Annotated in this window: 15 protein-coding genes; 9 read left to right on the plus strand and 6 right to left on the minus strand. The window is 76.0% G+C overall.

Translation table 11 applies throughout. The annotated features are described in order from the left end of the window. Positions 1-129: 129 nt before the first annotated feature. A complete protein-coding gene (locus tag ACFVQZ_RS03650; protein ID WP_383619349.1) occupies positions 130-3,702 on the minus strand; it encodes an ATP-binding protein in 3,573 nt (1,190 codons plus the stop codon). Positions 3,703-3,831: 129 nt separating this feature from the next. Between ACFVQZ_RS03650 and ACFVQZ_RS03655 the strand changes: the two genes are divergently transcribed. Together ACFVQZ_RS03655 and ACFVQZ_RS03660 are read left to right on the plus strand one after the other, a co-directional pair. Then, a complete protein-coding gene (locus ACFVQZ_RS03655; protein ID WP_383619351.1) occupies positions 3,832-5,913 on the plus strand; it encodes a SpoIIE family protein phosphatase in 2,082 nt (693 codons plus the stop codon). Positions 5,914-5,923: 10 nt separating this feature from the next. Further along, positions 5,924-6,949: a PHP domain-containing protein gene (locus tag ACFVQZ_RS03660; protein WP_030498564.1), complete on the plus strand. Its 1,026-nt coding sequence runs from the start codon at positions 5,924-5,926 to the stop codon at positions 6,947-6,949. A 21-nt stretch (positions 6,950-6,970) separates the two neighbouring features. Here the strand turns inward: ACFVQZ_RS03660 and ACFVQZ_RS03665 are convergent, their stop codons facing one another. Both ACFVQZ_RS03665 and ACFVQZ_RS03670 read right to left on the minus strand, forming a co-directional pair. Further along, a complete protein-coding gene (locus ACFVQZ_RS03665; RefSeq protein ID WP_030498565.1) occupies positions 6,971-8,368 on the minus strand; it encodes an NADP-dependent succinic semialdehyde dehydrogenase in 1,398 nt (465 codons plus the stop codon). A 107-nt stretch (positions 8,369-8,475) separates the two neighbouring features. After that, on the minus strand, positions 8,476-9,135 hold the full coding sequence (locus ACFVQZ_RS03670) for a ThuA domain-containing protein (protein WP_383619354.1): 660 nt from the start codon (positions 9,133-9,135) through the stop codon (positions 8,476-8,478). 215 nt (positions 9,136-9,350) lie between these two features. Between ACFVQZ_RS03670 and ACFVQZ_RS03675 the strand changes: the two genes are divergently transcribed. Next, complete coding sequence (locus ACFVQZ_RS03675) at positions 9,351-10,115, plus strand: DUF3626 domain-containing protein (RefSeq protein WP_383619540.1); 765 nt, start codon at positions 9,351-9,353, stop codon at positions 10,113-10,115. On the opposite strand, the gene ACFVQZ_RS03680 is transcribed toward ACFVQZ_RS03675, so the two are convergent. After that, positions 10,082-10,828, minus strand: coding sequence for a Type 1 glutamine amidotransferase-like domain-containing protein (locus ACFVQZ_RS03680; RefSeq protein ID WP_383619356.1), 747 nt, complete (start codon positions 10,826-10,828; stop codon positions 10,082-10,084). The genes ACFVQZ_RS03675 and ACFVQZ_RS03680 overlap by 34 nt on opposite strands. Before the next feature lie 86 nt (positions 10,829-10,914). Beyond that, entirely contained in the window at positions 10,915-11,538 is a 624-nt protein-coding gene (locus tag ACFVQZ_RS03685) for a TetR/AcrR family transcriptional regulator (protein WP_383619357.1), read from the minus strand. Positions 11,539-11,654: 116 nt separating this feature from the next. Between ACFVQZ_RS03685 and ACFVQZ_RS03690 the strand changes: the two genes are divergently transcribed. The 3 genes from ACFVQZ_RS03690 to ACFVQZ_RS03700 are packed head-to-tail and all read left to right on the plus strand — an operon-like array spanning position 11,655 to position 16,042. Beyond that, complete coding sequence (locus tag ACFVQZ_RS03690) at positions 11,655-14,210, plus strand: FHA domain-containing protein (protein WP_383619359.1); 2,556 nt, start codon at positions 11,655-11,657, stop codon at positions 14,208-14,210. Positions 14,211-14,231: 21 nt separating this feature from the next. Then, positions 14,232-15,044, plus strand: coding sequence for a hypothetical protein (locus ACFVQZ_RS03695; protein ID WP_383619361.1), 813 nt, complete (start codon positions 14,232-14,234; stop codon positions 15,042-15,044). Further along, on the plus strand, positions 15,044-16,042 hold the full coding sequence (locus tag ACFVQZ_RS03700; protein WP_383619363.1) for a serine/threonine-protein kinase: 999 nt from the start codon (positions 15,044-15,046) through the stop codon (positions 16,040-16,042). The genes ACFVQZ_RS03695 and ACFVQZ_RS03700 overlap by 1 nt, the downstream gene beginning before the upstream one ends. On the opposite strand, the gene ACFVQZ_RS03705 is transcribed toward ACFVQZ_RS03700, so the two are convergent. Further along, complete coding sequence (locus ACFVQZ_RS03705) at positions 16,017-17,399, minus strand: streptophobe family protein (protein WP_383619365.1); 1,383 nt, start codon at positions 17,397-17,399, stop codon at positions 16,017-16,019. The two genes, ACFVQZ_RS03700 and ACFVQZ_RS03705, sit on opposite strands and share 26 nt — an antisense overlap. Positions 17,400-17,773: 374 nt before the next feature. Here ACFVQZ_RS03705 and ectA point away from each other — a divergent pair, with 374 nt between their 5' ends. From ectA to ACFVQZ_RS03720, 3 genes are all read left to right on the plus strand, one after another. Then, entirely contained in the window at positions 17,774-18,322 is a 549-nt protein-coding gene (ectA, locus tag ACFVQZ_RS03710) for a diaminobutyrate acetyltransferase (protein ID WP_081959722.1), read from the plus strand. A gap of 62 nt (positions 18,323-18,384) precedes the next feature. After that, entirely contained in the window at positions 18,385-19,641 is a 1,257-nt protein-coding gene (ectB, locus tag ACFVQZ_RS03715) for a diaminobutyrate--2-oxoglutarate transaminase (RefSeq protein WP_383619367.1), read from the plus strand. 49 nt (positions 19,642-19,690) lie between these two features. Beyond that, positions 19,691-20,095 (plus strand): ectoine synthase, encoded by a 405-nt coding sequence (locus ACFVQZ_RS03720; protein WP_030498574.1) that lies wholly within the window; start codon positions 19,691-19,693, stop codon positions 20,093-20,095. The last annotated feature ends 13 nt before the right edge of the window (positions 20,096-20,108 follow it).

The raw sequence follows: 20,108 nt of genomic DNA on the forward strand, positions 1-20,108 counted from the left end.
CGTCCCTGGGCACGACGGCCGACACGGTAGAACGTGTTCCATAAATGCGGAAGGCCCGGGACGCGGCGGACGCCGGCCCGGGCCCCGGGTACGCGCGCGCGTGCCCGGCCCGGGACGCGCGGCCGGACCCTACGGAAGGAGCTCGTCCAGCGAGGCGCGGCCCTTCTCCGCCATCCGGCGCTCCGCCCAGGCCAGGGTCTCCGGCGTCACGTCCCGGCCGGAGGCGAGCACCACGTCCTCGGCGGTGAACTCTCCCTCCGCACCGGAGTGCAGCAGCCGGTCGGGGGTGGGCACGTCCCCCCGGGACATCTCGTCGGGCTCAGCGTTCATGCCGCCTCCTCCATGCGTCTGCGGGTGGGTCCCGGCACTCGCCATTCTCGTGGCCGCTCCCCCGCCCCGCATCCGGGCGCCGGACGGGGGCCCCGGCGCCGCCGTCCGGCGCAACAGCCCGGCCGCCTCGCCCGCCGGGAGCGCCGCACCCGCCGCGTACCCCTCCGCGTACGCCTCCGGGGCGAGCGCGGCCTTCAGCACGGCCTCCGCGCGGCGCCGGATCAGGTGCTCGGTCTCCGGGGTGCACGGCCGGAAGCCGCCGCCCCGGGCGGCCCCGGCGTGGGCGTCGTACGCGCCGAGGAGCCGGGCCCCGGTACGGGCGTCGCCGGGCCCGCCGCGCCCGCCGAGCGCCCACGCGCCCATGGCGAGCTGGTCGACGAGCAGGTACGGCGCCACCAGGGGCGCCAGCGGCGCCAGGTCGCCGACCGCGCGGGCCAGCCGGTCCAGCGCCCGGTCCCAGGCGCCGTCCAGGCAGTCGACCCAGGCCCGCAGGCCGCCGACGAGCCCCCGGAACAGGCCCGGCGTGTGCTCGCCGAATTCGCCGTCCGCCCGGGCCAGCTGCTGCTGTGCGAGGGCCGTGCGGCCGGTGTGCGCGTAGTGCTGGGCGAGCAGCAGCCGACCGCTGCCCGCCGCCTCGGCGCCCCACTGCGCGGCCTCCTCCGCGGCGTCGGCCAGCAGCCGCTCCGCCTCCGGGTCGCCAGGCCGCAGCCGGAGCCGTACGGCCGCGAGGCGGGCGGTGAAGACGGGCACCTGGGAGCGGGCCCCGGTCTCCCCGGCGGCGGCCCCGGCCCGGGCGAAGTCCGCGGCGGCCTCCGCGAGCCGCCCGGCGCGCTCGTACGCCTCGCCGCGCGCCGCCAGGGCCTCGGCGATGCCCCAGGCGTCGCCGGCGTCCTCGAACAGGGCGAGGGCCTCGGCGGCCTCCGCCGGTCCGTCGCCGGCCAGCCGGGCCCGCATGAGCAGCGCGAAGGCAAGGTCCCAGCGATCACCGTGGGCACGGCAGGCGGCGACGACGTGCGCCAGGGCCTCGCCGAGGTCGCCGAGCCCGCCGGCCATCAGCCGGGCGAAGAACCAGACGGTGCCGGGCTGGCGGCAGAGCTGCGGCAGGCCGGGCCGGTACGCGGCGACGACGGCGTCGAGCCAGGCCCCGGCCCCCGCGTCCCGCTCCAGCGCGGTGGCCCCGGAGCCGCCCTGCGCGGCGAGCGCGTACAGCCGGACGCCGCGCCGGGCCTCGGCCAGCCGCTCCCCGGTCCACGGCGGCGGGGCGTCGTGGCAGCGGCCGGGGAAGGGCCCGGCGGGCGGTGCGGCGGGGCCGAACGGGTCGGGGCCGAAGGCGCTCGCGGCGGCCGACCAGGTGCGGGAGTCGTGCTGGTGGTTGCGGAGCTGCCAGAACCAGGAGAGGGAGTGGACCAGGCACAGGAGCTCCTGCTCCGCCCCGGCCGCCTGCGCCGTCCGCAGGGCGGTGCGCAGGTTGTCGTGCTCCCGCTCGAAGAGGGCGAGGGTGGCGGCCTGGCGGGGGCCGCGCAGGTCCGGGTCACGGGTGCGGGCGAGTTCGCGGTAGTACGTGAGGTGGGCCCGTTCCGCCGCCGTCCGCTCACCGGCCTCGTCCAGCCGTTCCGCCGCGTACTCCGCCACCGTCTCCAGCAGCCGGAACCGCATCCCCCGCTCCTCCGGCGCCGCCACCACCAGCGACTTGTCCACCAGCGCACCCAGCACCCCCAGGACATCCAGCCCCTCCGGCCCCGCGCACACCGCCTCCGCCGCCTCCAGATCACACCCGCCCGTGAACACCGCCAGCCGCCGCAGCACCGCCCGCTCCGGCCCCTCCAGCAACTCCCACGACCAGTCCACCACCGCCCGCAGCGTCTGCTGCCGCGGCAGCACCGTCCGCGCCCCCGACGACAACAACCGGAAACGATCGTCCAGCCGCGCCGCCACCTGCCCCACCGACAACACCCGCAACCGCGCCGCCGCCAGCTCGATCGCCAGCGGCAACCCGTCCAGCCGCCGCACCACCTCCCGCGCCGCCCCCGCATCCTCCTCCACCACGAACCCCGGCCGCGCCGCCGCACCCCGCTCCCCCAGCAACCGCAGCGCCATCCCCTCCGGCAACGGCCCCACCGGCCGCAACCGCTCCCCCGGCACCCCCAGAGGCTCCCGGCTCGTCGCCAGCACCCGCACCCCCGCACACCGCGCCAGCACCACCTCCGCCAGCCGCGCCACCGCCCCCACCACATGCTCACAGTTGTCCAGCAGCAGCAGCATCCGCCGCCCGGCGCAGTACTCCACCAGACGGGAGAGCGCGTCGCCGCCGAGGAGGCCGTCGGAGCCGCGGAGCAGGGTCTCGCGGGCACCGAGGGCCGTGAGGACGGCTCCCGGGACCTCCGACTCCTCGCGGACGGAGGCGAGTTCGGCGAGGTGCGGGGTGCCGTCCCCGGTGTACGCGGCGGCGGCCTCCAGGGCGAGCCGGGTCTTGCCGACGCCGCCCGGACCGAGCAGGGTCACCAGCCGGTCGGTCGCCGGCGCCTCACCGAGGGCGGCGAGTTCGGCGTCGCGGCCGATGAAGGAGGTCAGCCGGGCGGGCAGCGGCGGGGCCGGGCGGACGGGGGACGAGGGCGGCGCGGAGCCGGCGAGCGGGCCCTCGTGGGGGGTGAGCAGGTCCTCGTGGAGGGTGCGGAGTGCGGGTCCGGGATCGGCGCCGAGCGCGTCGGCGAGCATCCGGCGCACCTCCTCGTACGCGGCCAGCGCCTCCGCCGTCCGCCCCGAGTCCCGCAGCGCCCGGATCCGCAGCACCTGCAACGGCTCGTCCAGCGGCCGGTCCGCGCACAGCGCCGCCGCCTCCGCCAGCACCTCACCCGCCCGGCCCAGCCCCAGCAGCGCGTCCAGCCGCCACCGCCGCGCCTCCCACCGCCGCGCCTCCCACCGCGCCGCCTCCGCCTGCCGGTCGGGAAGGTCCGCCAGCACCGGCCCCGTCCACAGCCCCAGCGCCTCCTCCAGCAGCACCACCGCCCGCCCCGCGTCCCCCGCCACCAGCGCCGCCGACCCCTCGCCGACCAGCCGCTCGAACCGGAACAGGTCGACGTCCTCCCGGTCCGCGACCAGCCGGTAGCCGTCCGGTCCGGAGGCGACCGCGTCGGCGCCGAGGGCCCTGCGGAGCCGGCCGACGAGGGCCTGGAGCGCGGCGGCGGGGTCCTCGGGGCCCGCCGTGCCGTCGCCCCACACCCGGGCGACGAGGGCGGTGGCGGCCACGGGCCGGCCGCCGGCGGCGGCGAGCGCGGCGAAGAGGGCGGCGAGGCGGGCGCCGCGCACCGGGCGCTCCGTGCCGTCGGCGTGGCGGGCGCGCGCGGGACCGAGGACGCGGAAACGAGGCTGCACCGCCCCATTCTGCCCCGGTGCGCGGGCCGGTCCGGTGCCGGCCGGGCGTCCGTCCGGGCGGCGGACCGGGGGCGCCACGCCGTGTCGCAGGCATGGCGTTGGCGGGGTGCGGGTTCGACAATGGGGAGGATGACCGATGACGATCCGCGTGGGCGCAGTGGCGGGATCGGGCCCGCCGAGTGGCTCGCCATGAACCGGACCGGCAGCTTCGACTGGGACCTCGACACGGGCACCATCGATGTCGACGCGTCCGGGCTGCTGGTCTTCGGCGTGTCCCCGGACGGGTTCGACGGGCGGCCGGCGACGCTGGTGGGGCGGCTGGAGCCGGCGGAGCGGATGCGTCTCGACCGGGTGGTGCGGGCGGCGGTGACCGGCGGCGACACCTCGTACAGCACCCACTTCCCGATCCCGCAGGACGACGGGACACCCCATTGGACGCATGTGCTGGCGCGGATCCTGCGGGACGGGGACGGGCGGGCGCACCGGATCGTGGGGGCGGTGCGGGACACCACGGCGGAGGTGTCGCACGCGGCCTTCGTGCAGCAGCTGGAGAAGCGCCGCGAGATGCAGACGAGCATCGTCGAGCGGACCACGCAGGCGCTGTCGCGGGCGGTGACGGTGGACGACGTGACGGCGGCGCTGACGGGGCCGGGCGGGCTGGCGCGGCTGGGCGCGGACGGGCTGGCGCTGGGGCTGGTGGAGAACGGGTCGCTGAACGTGATCGCGCTCAGCGGCGACTCCCTGGACGTGCTCGACGGGCTGCGAACGCGGCGGCTGGACCGGGGGCTGCCGCTGGCGGAGGCGGTGCTGAGCGGCCGGCCGCGGTTCGTGTCGTCGTTCGGGGCGCTGGGACGGGACTTCCCGGAGCTGGCGCCGTACCTGGCCCGGCTGCCGTTCCAGGCGGCCTGCTATCTGCCGCTGGTGGCGCAGGCGCGGTCGCTGGGCGGGATGGCGCTGTTCTACCGGGGGCGGACGGCGTTCACGGCCGACGAGCGGAACCTGGCGCTGGGGCTCGCGGCGATCGTCGCCCAGTCGCTCCAGCGGGCGATCCTGTTCGACGAGGAGCGGGAGCTGGCGACCGGGCTGCAGGAGACGATGCTGCCGCGCCGGATCCCGGAGATCTCCGGCGGGGAGATCGCCGTCCGGTACCACGCGGCGTGGAGCGGCCGGCAGGTCGGCGGCGACTGGTACGACGTGATCGCGCTGCCGCGCGGCCGGGTGGGGGTCGTCGTCGGGGACGTGCAGGGGCACGACACCCACGCGGCGGCGATCATGGGCCAGCTGCGGATCGCGCTGCGGGCGTACGCGGGCGAGGGCCACGCCCCGTCGACGGTGCTGGCGCGGGCCTCCCGGTTCCTCGCGGAGCTGGACACCAACCGCTTCGCGACCTGCACCTACGCGCAGGTGGACCTGGCGAGCGGGACGGTGCGGGCGGTGCGGGCGGGGCATCTGGGGCCGCTGATCCGGCACACCGACGGGCGGGTGGGGCAGCCGAAGCTGCGCGGCGGGATGCCGCTCGGGCTGGCGACCGTGTTCGGCGAGGAGGAGTTCCCGGAGACCCGGCTCGACCTGGTGCCGGGCGAGACGCTGGTGCTGTGCACGGACGGTCTGGTGGAGCAGCCGGGCACGGACATCGAGGCGGGGCTCGCGGCCCTGTCGGAGGCGGTGAGCAGCGGGCCGCCGCAGGCGGAGGCGCTGGCCGACCACCTGTCGGAGCGGCTGTGGGAGCGGTGGGGCACGGGGGACGACGTGGCGCTGCTGGTGCTGCGGCGCAGTCCGGACCCGGGGACGCAGCGGGCGCCGCGCATCCACCAGTACATCCATCAGGCCGATCCGCAGGGCCTGTCGGACGCGCGGGCGGCCGTGGGGCAGGCGCTGCGGGACTGGGGCATGCCGGAACTCGCCGACGACGCGGAGCTGTTGACGGGCGAGCTGCTGGTGAACGTGCTGCTGCACACCGAGGGCGGCGCGGTGCTCACGCTGGAGGTGCTGCCGGAGCCGGTGCGGCGGGTGCGGCTGTCGGTGCAGGACCGGTCGAGCGCCTGGCCCCGCCGGCGGACGCCGGGCGAGGCGGCGACGTCGGGCCGGGGGCTGATGCTGATGGACGCGCTGGCGTCCCGGTGGGGGGTGGAGCCGCGCGGGGAGGGCAAGGCGGTGTGGTGCGAGATCGGTCCGGCGCCGGTGGGCGCGGACGTGTCGGGCGGCGGCTGAGGAGCCGGGCATGGACCCTGTGGCGGCGTTGAACCGGATCGCGTTCCTGCTGGAGCGCGGAGGCGCCCCGGCGTACCGGGCGCGGGCGTTCCGTACGGCCGCGGCGGCGGTGGCGGCGCTGCCGGCGGGCGAGGTGGAGCGGCGGGCTGCTGCGGGCACGCTGGAGTCCCTGAAGGGGGTCGGGCCGAAGACGGCCGGGGTGGTACGGGAGGCGCTGGAGGGCCGGGTGCCGGACTATCTGGCCGGTCTGGAGGAGAAGCTGGCGGAGTCGCTGGCCGTGGAGCCGGAGCCGGGCGGCGGGCGGGAGCTGCGGGCGGCGCTGCGCGGCGACTGCCACCTCCATTCGGACTGGTCGGACGGCGGGGCGTCGATCGAGGAGATGGGCCGGGCGGCGATCGAACTCGGCCACGACTGGGCGGTGCTGACGGACCATTCGCCGCGGCTGACCGTGGCGCGGGGGCTGTCGCCGGAGCGGCTGCGGGAGCAGCTGGACGTGGTGGCCGAACTGAACGAGCGGTGGGCGCCGTTCCGGCTGCTGACCGGCATCGAGTGCGACATCCTCGACGACGGTTCGCTCGACCAGGAGCCGGAACTCCTCGACCGGCTCGACCTGGTGGTCGGGTCGGTGCACTCGAAGCTGCGGATGGACGCGCGGGCGATGACACGGCGGATGGAGGCAGCGGTGCGCAATCCGCTGATGGACGTCCTGGGGCACTGCACGGGCCGGCTGGTCGCGGGCGGGCGGCTGCGGCCGGAGTCGGAGTTCGACGCGGAACGGGTCTTCGCGGCGTGCGTGGAGGCGGGGACGGCGGTGGAGATCAACAGCCGTCCGGAGCGGCTGGACCCGCCGCGGCGGCTGCTGCGGCTCGCCGTGGAGGCGGGGGCGTACGTGGCCGTCGACACGGACGCGCACGCGCCGGGCCAGCTGGCGTGGCAGATCCTCGGCTGCGCGCGGGCGGAGGAGTGCGGCGTACCGGCGGACCGGGTGATCAACACGTGGGACGCGGACCGGCTGCTGCGCTGGACGCGGGAGTAGCCGGGTCCGGGTCCCGGGCGGTCAGGCGCGCTGCCAGACCGTGGTGGCGTTGCAGAACTCCTTGATGCCGTGGCCGGACAGCTCGCGGCCGTACCCGGAGCGCTTGACGCCGCCGAAGGGGAGCGCCGGGTGGGAGGCGGTCATGCCGTTGACGAAGACGCCGCCGGCCTGGAGGTCGCGGACGAACAGGTCGACCTCCTCGTCGCGGCGGGTCCACACGTTGGAACTCAGGCCGAACGGCGAGTCGTTGGCGACGGCGACGGCCTGCTCCGCGTCGCGGACCGGATAGACGGCGGCGACGGGGCCGAACGCCTCCTCCTGGTGGATGCGCATGGCGGGGGTGATGCCGGTGAGGACGGTGGGCCGGTAGTACCAGCCGCGGGCCAGCTCCGGCTCGTCGGGGCGGGCGCCGCCGCACAGCACGTGGGCGCCGTGCCGCACCGCGTCGTCGACGAGCTCCTCCAGGTCGGCGCGGCCCTTCTCGGTGGCGAGGGGGCCGACGTCGGTGGACTCGTCGAGGGGGTCGCCGACGGTGAGGGCGTTCATGGCGGCGGTGAACCGCTCGGTGAAGTCCTCGTACACGTCCTGGTGGACGATGAACCGTTTGGCGGCGATGCAGGACTGGCCGTTGTTCTGCACGCGGGCGGTGACGGCCGTCTTGACGGCCCGGACGATGTCCGCGGAGGGCATCACGATGTACGGGTCGCTGCCGCCGAGCTCCAGGACGGTCTTCTTGACGACGTCGCCGGCGACGGAGGCGACGGCCCGGCCGGCCGGTTCGCTGCCGGTGAGCGTGGCGGCGGCGATCCGGGGGTCGCGGAGCACCGCCTCGACCTCGGCGGAGCCGATCAAGAGGGTCTGGAAGCAGCCGTCGGGGTAGCCGGCGCGGCGGAACAGGTCGCCGAGGTAGAGCGCGGTCCTGGGCACGTTGGAGGCGTGCTTGAGGAGTCCGGTGTTGCCGGCCATGAGGGCGGGCGCGGCGAAGCGGATCACCTGCCAGAGCGGGAAGTTCCACGGCATGACGGCGAGGACGGGGCCGAGCGGCCGGTAGTGGACGCGGGCCCGGTCGGCGCCCGAGTCCCGCACGTCGCTCTCCGCCGGGTGCTCGTCGGCGAGCAGTTCCTCGGCGTGCTTGGCGTACCAGCGCATGGCCTTGGCGCACTTGCCGGCCTCGGCGCGGGCGGCGGTGAGCGGCTTGCCCATCTCCAGGGTCATCGTGCGGGCGATGTCCTCGGCGTCCTCGTCGAGGAGGGCCGCGGCGGCGCGCAGCAGGCGGGCCCGCTCGGCGAAGGGCGTGGTGCGCCAGTGGCGGAACGCCTCGTGCGCGGCGGCGATCCGCCGCTCCACCTCGTCCGCCCCGTGCGCGTCGTAGGTGCGCAGCGTCTCGCCGGTGGCGGGGTTCACGGTGGCGATGGCCATGGCCTTCTCCTCCTGCGTCGGCCCCCACCGGAAACCTCCCGCTTCCGGCGCCGGGGCGCAAGGGGGGCGGGTGCGGTGGGGTGACGCACGCGCGCGTGGGCCGTCCGTCAGCCGAGGAGCCAGGTCAGCGCTCCGTCGAGGTGGGCGCGGAAGACGGGGTCGCGGTACGCCTCCGGGGCGTGGCCGAGGGCGGTGAACAGGAAGCGGCCCGCGTCGACGGTCCGGCACCAGGCGATCGGGTGGTCGTCGCCGAGCGTGCCGCCCTCGTACGCGGTCTCGTCGGCGCGCAGCAGGACGCGGACGCCGGCGGCGCGCGGGTGGGAGGTGTACTCGTACCACTCGTCGGTCCACTCCCACCGCTCCGGCAGCGGGGCGCAGGCCGGGTGGGCGGGGTCCTCGACGAGGACGGCGCCGGGCTGGAGCGGCGGGTGGCCGGCGAATCGGGTGCCGAGCAGGTCGCCGTAGAACGGCCAGTCGGGTTCGGCGTTGGCGGCGGCGTGCACGGCGAGCAGCGCACCGCCGCCGCGCAGGTACGCCTCCAGGGCGGTGCGGCCCTCGGCCGTGAGGACGGTGCCGGTGGTGGACAGCAGCACGACGAGGGCCCGCCCGCCGAGCCCCCCGGAGCCGAAGGCGGCGGGGTCCTCGGTGACCTCGGCGGTCAGCCCCCGGCCGGCGGCGAGCCCGGCGAACGCGGCGGCGCCGTCGGCGATGGAGTCGTGCCGGTACCCGGCGGTGCGGGTGTAGACGAGGACGTCGGCGGTGGACACGCGGGACTCCTGGGCTGGGCGCGGACGGGCGGCGAGGGCGGGCGCAAGCGCTTTCCCTCCCCCATCGCCGGACCGTAGCCACCGAAATCCCGCTGCCGCAAGCCCGCCGCCTCGGGCAGACTCCCGGCATGACGACGCCACCCGCCGCCCCTGCCCCTGCCCCTGCCCACCCGCTCCCCGACACGGCCCGGCGGGCGCTGGCGCACGTGGCGGCGATGTCCTCGGGCGCACCGCTGGATCCGGCGCTGCGGGTCACCCTCAACTTCCACCCGCACTTCCTGGACGCGCTGGCCGAGGACGGCGTCTACCGCTCGCAGTTCGTGACCGGCACCGGCAACGGCGGGCTGACCGCCCGGCCCGGCGGCGACCGGTGGCACTGGGAGAGCCGCATCTTCGGCGGCGCGTACGACGAGGCGCCGGCCCACGAGCGCCCGGTCTACGGCGCCCTCGACTTCCGCCGCCGCTCCTACGGCGCCGCGCCCCGCTTCGGCTCCGCCCATCTGCGCCTGACGCCGGAGGCCACCTCGCGCACCAGCTTCTGCTACCCGGACAGCTTCCTGGAGCCGTCCGACTTCGGGGTGGCGGCCCGGATGGGCCTCGTGGCGCTGGCGGAGGCGGACGCCGCCGACCCGCTGGACGACTACGTCGAGGCGCACGTGCACGGGCCGGTCGAGGTGGCCCGGGACGTGGAGGCGCTGGTCCTGGACCCGAGCCATCGCGGCACCGCCGTCGAGGCGGCGGCCCGGAGGCTGCCGTGCCCGGTCGAGTGGCACGGCGGCTTCCGCCTCACGGTCGCCGAACTCCGCCGCCATCCGGACTTCCGCGGCCCGGAGTACGTCGAGCTGGGCGCCCGCATCGCCGTCGACGGCCTGCTGACCCCGCGGATCGTCCAGGACGCCTCCCTCTCGCCCGCGTACGCCCCCCAGGACGTCAAACGGGTCTGGCACTACCTGGCCCGCTTCGGCGCCCCCGCCTCCTGACGTCCGAGCCACCGCGCGGGCACGGGACGCTCGCGGACTCCCCCGGCACCGTCCGGCTCCACCCGGTACAGCCGGGCTCCTTCCCGCCGGGTCACCACGTCCACGGGCCGGCCTCCGGCGAAGAGGGCGCCCACCCCGTCCTCCACGGCCCAGCCGGCGGGCAGCGCGCCGCCGGCGACGGCGGCCCGGTAGGAGGGGCGGCGGCCCGGCTCCCCGTCGTAGTGCGGGCAGACCGAGCCGGGCAGCAGCCCGAGGCCGTCCGGCAGGTGCGTCAGCGGCCCGAAGGAGTCGGTGTGCGAGCCCTCCGCCCAGCAGTTGGCGCCGGCGCTGATGCCGCACAGCAGCGTGCCGCGCTCCAGCGCCTCGCGCAGGATCCGGTCGACGCCGTGCGCGCGCCAGACGGCCAGCAGGTTGGCGGTGTTGCCGCCGCCGACGTAGACGACGTCCTGCGCGAGGAGGAACGCCTTCAGCTCCTCGTCGCCGGCCTCACGGCGGAACAGCGACAGCACGGACGGCGTGCAGGCGCGGTGCCGGAACGCGGCGAGGAACTGCTCCACGTACCCCGGGGCGTCACCGCTCGCGGTGGGCACGAAGCACACCCGGGGCCGGGCCACGCGCGCGTGGCCGAGCAGCCAGTCGTCCAGCAGCCCGTCGCCGTCGGTGGAGAAGCCGCCGCCGAGGAGGGCGATACGGGGCTCGGGGACGACGGTCATGCCGGTCTCTCCTTCGTGCGGGTACGCGCGCGTGGAGACACCCTGCCGGGCGCGGTCGGAGCCGCGCCACCGAAATGCGGGTGGGGTCAGGCGGTCGGGTCCGGGGTGGGGCGGGTGGAGGAGGCGAGGAGTGGGGGGAGGAAGTGGCGTTCCAGGGTGCCGGGGGGCAGGGCGTCCGGTTCCACGTAGGTCTGGGCGAGGCCGCCTTCGCGGAGGGCGATGAGGAGGCGGGCGAAGCGGTCGGGGTCGACGGTGAGTTCGCGGCCGGCGCGGCGGAGCACGAGGGTGAGGCCGCGGGCGATCTCGGCGCGGAGGCGTTCGTCGTGCCGGGCCAGCACCCAGGCGGCCTGCCGGTCGCGGATGGCGTGCAGGGTGAACTCGGTGGTGACCAGGTACCAGTCGCGTTCGTCCGGCTCGATGGCCGCGGCCAGTTCGGCGATCCGCGCGAGGGTGCACTCCTCGGGGGCGAGGGCGTCGACGGACTCGGCGAGGCGGCGCACGGTCCGCTCGCTGTGCTCGTCGAAGAGGGCGAGGAAGAGTTCTTCCTTGCTGGCGAAGTTCGAGTAGTACGCGCCGCGCGTGTAGCCGGCGCGGTCGCAGATCTGCTCGATGGTGGTGGCGTGGAAGCCGTGCTCGGCGAAGGTCTCCAGCGCGGCCCTCAGCAGCGCCGCGCGGGTGTGCGGCCGCCGTCTCGTGACGCCCTTCGGCACGTCCGCGTCCTCCCGTCGTTCCGGCGCCGCTCCCCGCGGCCCGGCGCCCACCCTACCCATGCCGCGGGCCTCCGCCCCAGGCGCGGGCGCGGGGCCCGGCGGATAGACTTTCACGCATGGGAGAGCGGCCGGTCGCGCCCGCCGCACCCGGCCTGGTCCTGCTCGTCGACGGGGTCCCGACACGGATGGACCCGGGCCGCGTCTACCGCGTCGGGCGTGATCCCACCAGCGACATCGTGCTCGCGGACGCCCGGGCGTCCTGGCACCACGCGGTGCTCCGCGCCGCCGGCGGCCAGTGGACGCTCGCCGACGAGGACAGCACCAACGGCACCTACGCCGACGGCGTGCGGGTGCGGCTCCCCCGGGTCGTCGGCCCGGGCACGGTGGTCCGCTTCGGGCACCCGCAGGACGGGCCCCGCGCGGTCCTCGCCGCGCCGCCCGGCGAGCGCCCCGCGCCACCGGAACCGCAGAAGCCGCGCGATTCGCACGAGCCGCCCGAGTCGCCCGGGCGACCGCCCGCGGCCGAGCGGAACGCCGGCGCCCCACCCGGCTCCTCCCCGGTCGCCGCCGACGCGGAGCTCGTACGGGATGGGGTCGTGCGGGGTGAGGGCGTGCGGGACGAGCCCGTACGGGAACCGGTGCCGCGGCCTTCGGGGGTGGCGCGGCCCGGGGCCACCGGGACCTTCCGGCGGCCGACGGCGGTGCGGCCGCTGCCGGAGCACACCGTGCGGATCGGGCGGGCGCCGGACAACGACGTCGTCGTCGCCGACCTGGTGGTCTCCCGGCACCACGCGGAGCTCGTCGCCCGGTCCGACGGCACGTACTGGATCCACGACCTCGGCAGTCACAACGGCACCTTCATCGACGGGCGTCCCGTCACCGAGCCGGTCCGGGTCACCGCCGACGACATCGTCGGCATCGGCCGCAGCGCGTTCGTCCTGGCGGGCGGGCAACTCGTCGAGTTCACCGACACCGGCGAGATCTCCCTCGACGTGCAGGAACTCGCCGTCACCGTCGACCACGGCCGCAAGACCCTGCTCGACGGCGTCTCCTTCCCGGTCGGCGAGAAGACCCTCCTCGCGGTCGTCGGCCCGTCCGGCGCCGGCAAGTCCACCCTCCTCGGCGCCCTCACCGGCCAGCGGCCCGCCGACCGGGGCACCGTCCTCTACGACGGCCGCGACCTCTACCGCGACTACGCCGAACTGCGCCAGCGCATCGGGCTCGTCCCGCAGGACGACATCCTGCACCTCCAGCTGACCGTCCGGCGGGCCCTCGCGTACGCCGCCGAACTCCGCTTCCCCGGCGACACCGCGGCTGCCGAGCGGCACGCGCGCGTGGACGAGGTGATCGGCGAACTGGGCCTCACCGAACGGGCCGACCAGCCGATCCACAGCCTCTCCGGCGGCCAGCGCAAACGCGTCAGCGTCGCCCTCGAACTGCTGACGAAGCCGTCGCTGCTCTTCCTCGACGAGCCGACCTCCGGCCTCGACCCGGGCATGGACCGCTCGGTGATGCACATGCTGCGCGGCCTCGCCGACGACGGCCGCACGGTCGTCGTCGTGACCCACAGCGTGCTCAGCCTGGACGTCTGCGACCGGCTCCTCGTGCTCGCCCCAGGCGGCCGGGTCGCCTACTACGGGCCGCCCGGCGACACCCTGTCCTTCTTCGGTTTCGACCAGTGGCCGGAGGCGTTCGAGGCGTTCGAGACCGAACGGGAGCGGGACTGGGCGGGCCAGTACCGGGGCTCCCGCTTCCACCGGCGGTACATCGAGGACGCGACGGTCCGTTTGTACGCGCCCGTGCCCGGCGGTTCCGCCCCCGGGGCCCAAGCGGCGGTGTCCGCGCCGCCGCCGAAGCCGCAGAGCTGGGGCGGCCAGTTGCGCACCCTGGTGCGCCGCTACACGGCCGCGCTCGCCGCCGACCGGACCTTCCTCGCCATCATGATCGCCCTGCCGTTCGTCATGGGCGCCATGGCCCGCGCCCTCTCCGAGGGCAGCCTGGGCCCCGAGTCCACCCTCAACGTGCTGCTGATCCTGTGCGTCGGCGGCGTCCTCACCGGCGCGGCCAACGCCGTCCGCGAGCTCGTGAAGGAGCGCTCGATCTACCGCCGGGAGAGAGCCGTCGGCCTGTCCCGCTCCGCCTACCTCGCCTCCAAGGTCGTCGTCCTCGGCACGGTGACCGTCGTGCAGGCGGTGGTGCTGACGCTGGTCGCGCTGGTCGGCGTGCCGCTCAACGTGCCCGACGGCAAGGGCGTGCTGCTGCCCCCGCTGGTCGAGCTCACGCTCGCCGTCGCCCTGCTGGCCTTCACCGCGATGATGCTCGGCCTGCTGGTGTCCGCGCTGGTCCGCAAGGAGGAGGTGACGATGCCGCTGCTCGTCCTCCTCGCGATCGTCCAGGTGGTGTTCTGCGGAGCGCTGCTGAGTGTGCAGGGGACCCCGGTCCTGGAGCAGCTGGCCTGGCTGGTGCCGTCGCGGTGGGCGTTCGCGGCGATGGGCGCGACCATCGACATCGGGGCGGTGGCGCCGAGCGACAAGACCGCCGATCCGCTGATGGACCACACGGCGGCGGCCTGGCTCTTCGACCTGGGCATGCTGGTCGTGCTCTCGGTGGCGCTGGGGCTCGCCGTGGCCCGGCTGCTGCGCCGTCACGAACCCGTCGTCATGCGCCGCTGAGCGCCGTCAGGAGGTGGGGCCGTGAGCGTTCCCGACCCCGGAGCGGATGCCGGATCCGACGCCGTCCTCGTGTCCGACTTCCGGCCGACGCACGTCGTGCCGCGCGGCGGCCTGCCCGCCTGGCAGGCGCCCGATCCCGGCTTTCCGACGGTCCCGCTGGACGCGTTCCTGCCGGTGCGGCTCGTGGAGCGCACGGGCGACTGGGGGCGGGTGCTGTGCTCCAACGGCTGGCAGGCGTGGGTGGACGCGCGGCTGCTGGTCGGCGTCCCCGACGACCCTCCGGCGGCGGGTTCGCCGCTCACCCGGACGGCCGATCCGCGCCCGCTGATCGCACGCGCGGAGGACGCGCTGGGCCGGTACCGGCGGGCGGTGGAGGAGCTGGCGGCGGGCCGCGCGGACGGCGAGACGTTCCGGCGGCGCACGCGCGGGCTGCGGGTCGGGATGGTCGTCGACGGGGAGTCGGTCTGGCTGTACGACGCCGAGCACGAGCGCTGGGTGTACGGCGACGGGGTGGGCCTGACGACGTACGCGGCGTCGTCGGCGCCCTCGCGCACGGCCCGGCCGCCGGGGGCGGAGACGGCGGTGGCGAAGCCCGTGCCGGGAGAACCCGAACGGGAGGAGCCCGTACGGGAGGAGCCCGTACGGGAGGAGCCCGTACCGGCGGAGCCCGTGCCGGCGGAGCCCGTACCCGCGAAGCCCGTACCGGCGCCGGTCGCGTACGAGCCGACGCAGGTGGTGCCGCAGGTGCCGCAGGCCGGTCCGGCGGGGGCGGCCGGGCCGCCGCCGCCCACGCAGGTGGTGCGCCGGCCGCCCGGGGCGGACGGTGAGGGCTGATGGCGGGCGCGGCGCGGGACACCGGGCTTCCGGCGGGGCGGCCGTCGGGGCTGGTCGGCCGGGAGATCGCCGGCTACCGGGTGGAGGCCGAGATCGGGCGCGGCGGGATGGCGGTCGTGTACCGGGCGCGGGACCTGCGGCTCGACCGGACGGTGGCGCTGAAGCTGCTCGCGCCGGAGCTGGCCCGCAACGACACGTTCCGGCGGCGGTTCGCGCACGAGTCGCGGGTGGCGGCGTCGATCGACCACCCGCACATCGTGCCGGTCTTCGAGGCGGGCGAGACGGAGGGGGTGCTGTACATCGCGATGCGGTACGTGGCCGGGCAGGACCTGGTGGCGCTGCTGGCCCGGGAGGGGCCGCTGCCGCCGGCGACGGCGGGCCGGATCGCGGCGCAGGTGGCGTCGGCGCTGGACGCGGCGCACGCGCACGAGCTGGTGCACCGGGACGTGAAGCCGGGGAACATCCTGGTCGCGGAGGGCACGGACCGGGAGCATCCGGAGCACGTGTACCTCACGGACTTCGGGCTGACGAAGAAGTCGCTGTCGCTGACCGGGTTCACGACGGTGGGCGAGTTCGTGGGCACGCTGGACTACGTGGCGCCCGAGCAGATCTCGGGGAAGCCGGTGGACGGGCGGTGCGACGTGTACAGCCTGGCGTGCGTGGTCTTCGAGACGCTGTGCGGGGTGCCGCCGTTCCGCCGGGACACCGACTGGGCGGTGCTGTGGGCCCAGCAGTACGACCCTCCGCCGCCGCTGGCGGAGCACCGGCCGGGCCTCCCGGAGGCGGCGGACGCGGTGTTCGCGCGGGCGCTGGCGAAGACGCCGGAGGAGCGGTACGGGACGTGCCTGGAGTTCGTCGCGGAGCTGCGGGCGGCGCTCGCGCGCGGGGAGGGCGGCCCGGTGGCGGCGGCCGGGGCGGGGCGGCGCGCGCCGGGTCCGCCGCCGGAACCGCCCGGGTGGGCGCGGCCGGTGTTCAGGCGTCTGGACGCCGCTCCCTGACCCGCCGCTCCCTGACCCCGGGCCCGGACTCCGGCGGGACTTCGCCGTGGTGGCGGGTGCGGGTGGCGAGGAGGCCGCCGAGGAAGCCGGCGACGAGTCCCCACAGGAGGCCGAGGCCGGCCGTGCGCCACACGTCGGGCCGCAGCACGACCTCGCCGCCGAGGGCCGCGAGGTCGCCGATGCCGAGGATCGACAGGCCGAAGCGGGCCTCGACGAGGGTGAGCGGCACGACGGCGAGCAGGGTGAGGCCGAGGGCGACGCCGAGGTGCAGGGCGTGGCGCAGCGGCCGGACCCGGGCCGGGGAGCGTACGGCGGCGGTGAAGCCGGCGGCGAGGACGAGGACGGCGGCGACGGGCAGCAGCCACCAGGCGCGGCCGTCCTCGGCGGCGAGCGCCGGCAGGTCCACCGTGGACAGGCCGGTGCCGTCGCCGCCGCGCAGCACGGCGTCGAGGAGCTGGGGCATGGGGAGGCCGAAGGGGCCGTCGACGGTGCCCTGCCAGGAGCCGCCGAGGCCGACGCCGAGGGCGAGCCAGGCGACGTTGGGCAGGCCGAGGAGGACGACGGCGAGGGTTTCGGCGGGGTGCCCCCTGGTGGCGGCGACGACCAGGCCGATGACGAGGGCCACGGCGACGTAGGCGAGGAGCAGCAGGAGCATCGCGGAGGCGGCCGGCCGGACGGTCTCCTGGTAGCGGAGCAGGCGTGCGGGCAGGGCGCTGCGGCGGGAGACGAGGAGGGCGGCCAGGAGGACGCCGAGGATCCAGAGGAGGCCGTGGCCGAGGGTGGGACCGAGGAGGGTGCGGAAGCCGACGGTGGGGTCGGTGGCGTCGAGGACTTCGCCGAAGAGGTCGGCGAGCGGGTCCTGGGCGTCGCCGGTGCCGAGGGTGAGGGGGAAGTCGTGGCGGGCGGCGGCGGAGAGGCCGGTGAGCGCGGCGAGCCACAGCACGACGACGGCCGCCGCCCTCGCGGCGAGGTCGCCGGCCCCGGTGACGGCGTGGTGGCGGAGCGGGCGGAGGAAGACGGCTCCGGTGACGATCGCGCCGACGAGGGTGACGGTGAGCGGCATGGCGGTCAGTTCGCCCTGGGTGCCGGCGAAGGCGCCGGCCGAGCCGGTGATCTCGACCTGGCCGCCGGCGGCCATGACGACGACGGCGGCGAGGACGGCGCCGAAGCCGCCGGGGAGGTCGGCGGCGCCCGCGGCCCAGAGGCCGAGGGCGGCGGTGGCGCCCATGGCGACGAGTCCGGCGGCGACGGCCGCGAGGGCCTGGGCAGCGACGCGGAGCCCGGTCCGGGCGGGTGCGCCGCCGGGTTCCGGGCGGGCGGTGGGGGTGGGGGGGAGCCTGCTGCTCACGCTGTCCACGCTAGTCCGGGGCGGGCGGCTCCGCCTGTGCATGGGGGCCGGACGGACGGCGGCGGGGGGCCGCCGCCGGGGCGGTGACGCTGGGTGAACGGGGCTTCATAGGAGGCATCCCTAACCCGTTCCGGCGGCGCCAAACGGGCTTCCGACCGGCGATCCGATAACGCTCCGGTGGCCCCGCGACACGGACGGCAGGTGTTATGCCGTCGTTATAAACCGGAGATCTGTCCCGATTTCACCGCCTCTGCACCCCGGCGATTCCTGGGATGATCGTCCACTGGGCGGTACGGCACCACCGGGCCATAACACGGAACCCACCCTTCCGGAACCCCTCGGGCCCAGGAAGTTCGCCGCTGCGCTGGGTAACTTCGGCGCCCATGACCCCAGCTCACACAGCACCGGAACACGTCCGGGACGAAGCGCCGGTCTCCGCCCGCGGCTGGACCGTGGGACGGCCCCGCGTCGGCGACGGAGCCCAACTCTGGCGCCTCGCCCGGGAGTCCGGGACCCTGGACGTCAACTCCTCGTACAGCTACCTCCTGTGGTGCCGCGACTTCGCCGAGACGTCCGCCGTCGCCCGGGACGCGGACGGACGCGCGCTGGGCTTCGTGACCGGCTATCTCCGCCCCGACGCGCCCGGCACCCTGCTCGTCTGGCAGGTCGCCGTCGACCCCGCGTACCGGGGACTCGGCATCGCCGGGGCGCTCCTCGACCACCTGTCGGAGCACGTCGCCGGCACCGGCCCGCTGGACGCCGTCGAGACCACCATCACCCCCGGCAACCTGGCGTCCGAGCGCCTCTTCAGCGCCTACGCCCGGCGGCACGGCGCCCGCGTGCGGCGGACGGTCCTCTTCCCGTCCACCGCCTTCCCCGCGCCCGGCCACGACGCCGAAGTGCTGCACCGCATCGCGCCGCTGGCCTTCTGAGCCCACCACCGCCCCGCCCCCTGCCCCCACCTTCCGGCCACTCCCCCGTACTGGAGTCCCGCATGACGCTCATCGCCACTGCCGAGCCCACCGTCTTCGAGACCGTCGAGTCGGAGGTGCGCAGCTACTGCCGCTCCTGGCCCACCGTCTTCGAACGGGCCACGGGCAGCCGCCTGTTCGACGAACACGGCCGCCCCTTCCTCGACTTCTTCGCCGGCGCCGGCTCGCTCAACTACGGCCACAACAACCCGGCCCTCAAGCGCCCGCTCCTCGACTACCTCGGCGGCGACGGCATCACCCACGGCCTCGACATGTCGACCACGGCCAAACGGCGCTTCCTGGAGACCTTCCACGCCACCGTGCTCGCCCCGCGCGCCCTCCCCTACAAGGTGATGTTCCCGGGCCCGACCGGCACCAACGCCGTCGAGGCCGCCCTCAAACTGGCCCGCAAGGTCACCGGCCGGACGACCGTCGTCTCCTTCACCAACGCCTTCCACGGCATGTCGCTCGGCTCCCTCGCCCTCACCGGCAACGCCGGCAAGCGCGCCGGAGCGGGCGTGCCGCTGAGCCACACCGCGCAGATGCCGTACGACCACTACCTCGGCGGCCGGGTCCCGGACTTCCTGTGGTTCGAACGGCTGCTGGAGGACACCGGGTCGGGCCTCGACCACCCGGCCGCCGTCATCGTGGAGACGGTCCAGGGCGAGGGCGGCGTCAACGCGGCCCGCGCCGAATGGCTGCGCGGCCTCGCCGACCTGTGCCGCCGCCGCGAGATGCTGCTCATCGTCGACGACATCCAGATGGGCTGCGGCCGGACCGGCGACTTCTTCTCCTTCGAGAAGGCCGGCATCACCCCGGACATCGTCACCCTGTCCAAGTCGATCAGCGGCTACGGACTGCCCATGTCCCTCTGCCTGTTCCGCGACGAACTCGACGTCTGGGAGCCCGGCGAGCACAACGGCACCTTCCGCGGCAACAACCCCGCCTTCGTCACCGCCACCGCCGCCCTCGACACCTACTGGCGGGACTCCACCCTCCGCGACCGCACCCTCCGGCGGGCCGCCACCGTCGAGGCCGCCCTGGCCGAGCTCGGCACCGGGACCGCGCCGCGCGGGCGCGGGCTCGTCTGGGGCCTGGAGTTCGAGAGCGGCGAGCGGGCCCGGGCCGTCTGCCGGCGCGCCTTCGACCTCGGGCTGCTGGTGGAGACCTCCGGCCCCGGGGACGAGGTCGTCAAGCTGCTGCCGCCGCTGACCGTCACCGACGACGAACTGGACGAGGGCCTCGGCATCCTCGCCCGTGCCGTCCGCCACTCCGCCTGACGCCGCCGCCGCCCGACCCCGCACCGCCCCCGCACCGAAAGGCCACCCCGTGATCGTCCGCAGCTTCGCCGAACTGGAGAACACCGACCGGCACGTGCGCTCCGCCTCCGGCACCTGGGAGAGCAAGCGCATCGTCCTCGCCCGCGAGCGCGTCGGCTTCTCCCTCCACGAGACCGTCCTGTACGCCGGGACCGAGACCGACATGTGGTACGCGAACCACGTCGAGGCCGTCGTCTGCACCGCGGGCGAGGCCGAACTCACCGACCGCGAGACCGGGACGACGTACCGGATCGTGCCCGGGACCATGTACCTCCTCGACGGCCACGAGCGGCACACGCTCAAGGTCAAGGAGGAGTTCCGCTGCCTGTGCGTCTTCAACCCGCCGGTCACCGGCCGCGAGGACCACGACGAGAACGGCGTCTACCCGCTGCTCACCGAACCGGACGACGCCTGACCGCCCACCCCTC

It is taken from the genome of Streptomyces sp. NPDC057854 (assembly GCF_042797055.1).
Classification (GTDB): Bacteria; Actinomycetota; Actinomycetes; order Streptomycetales; family Streptomycetaceae; genus Streptomyces.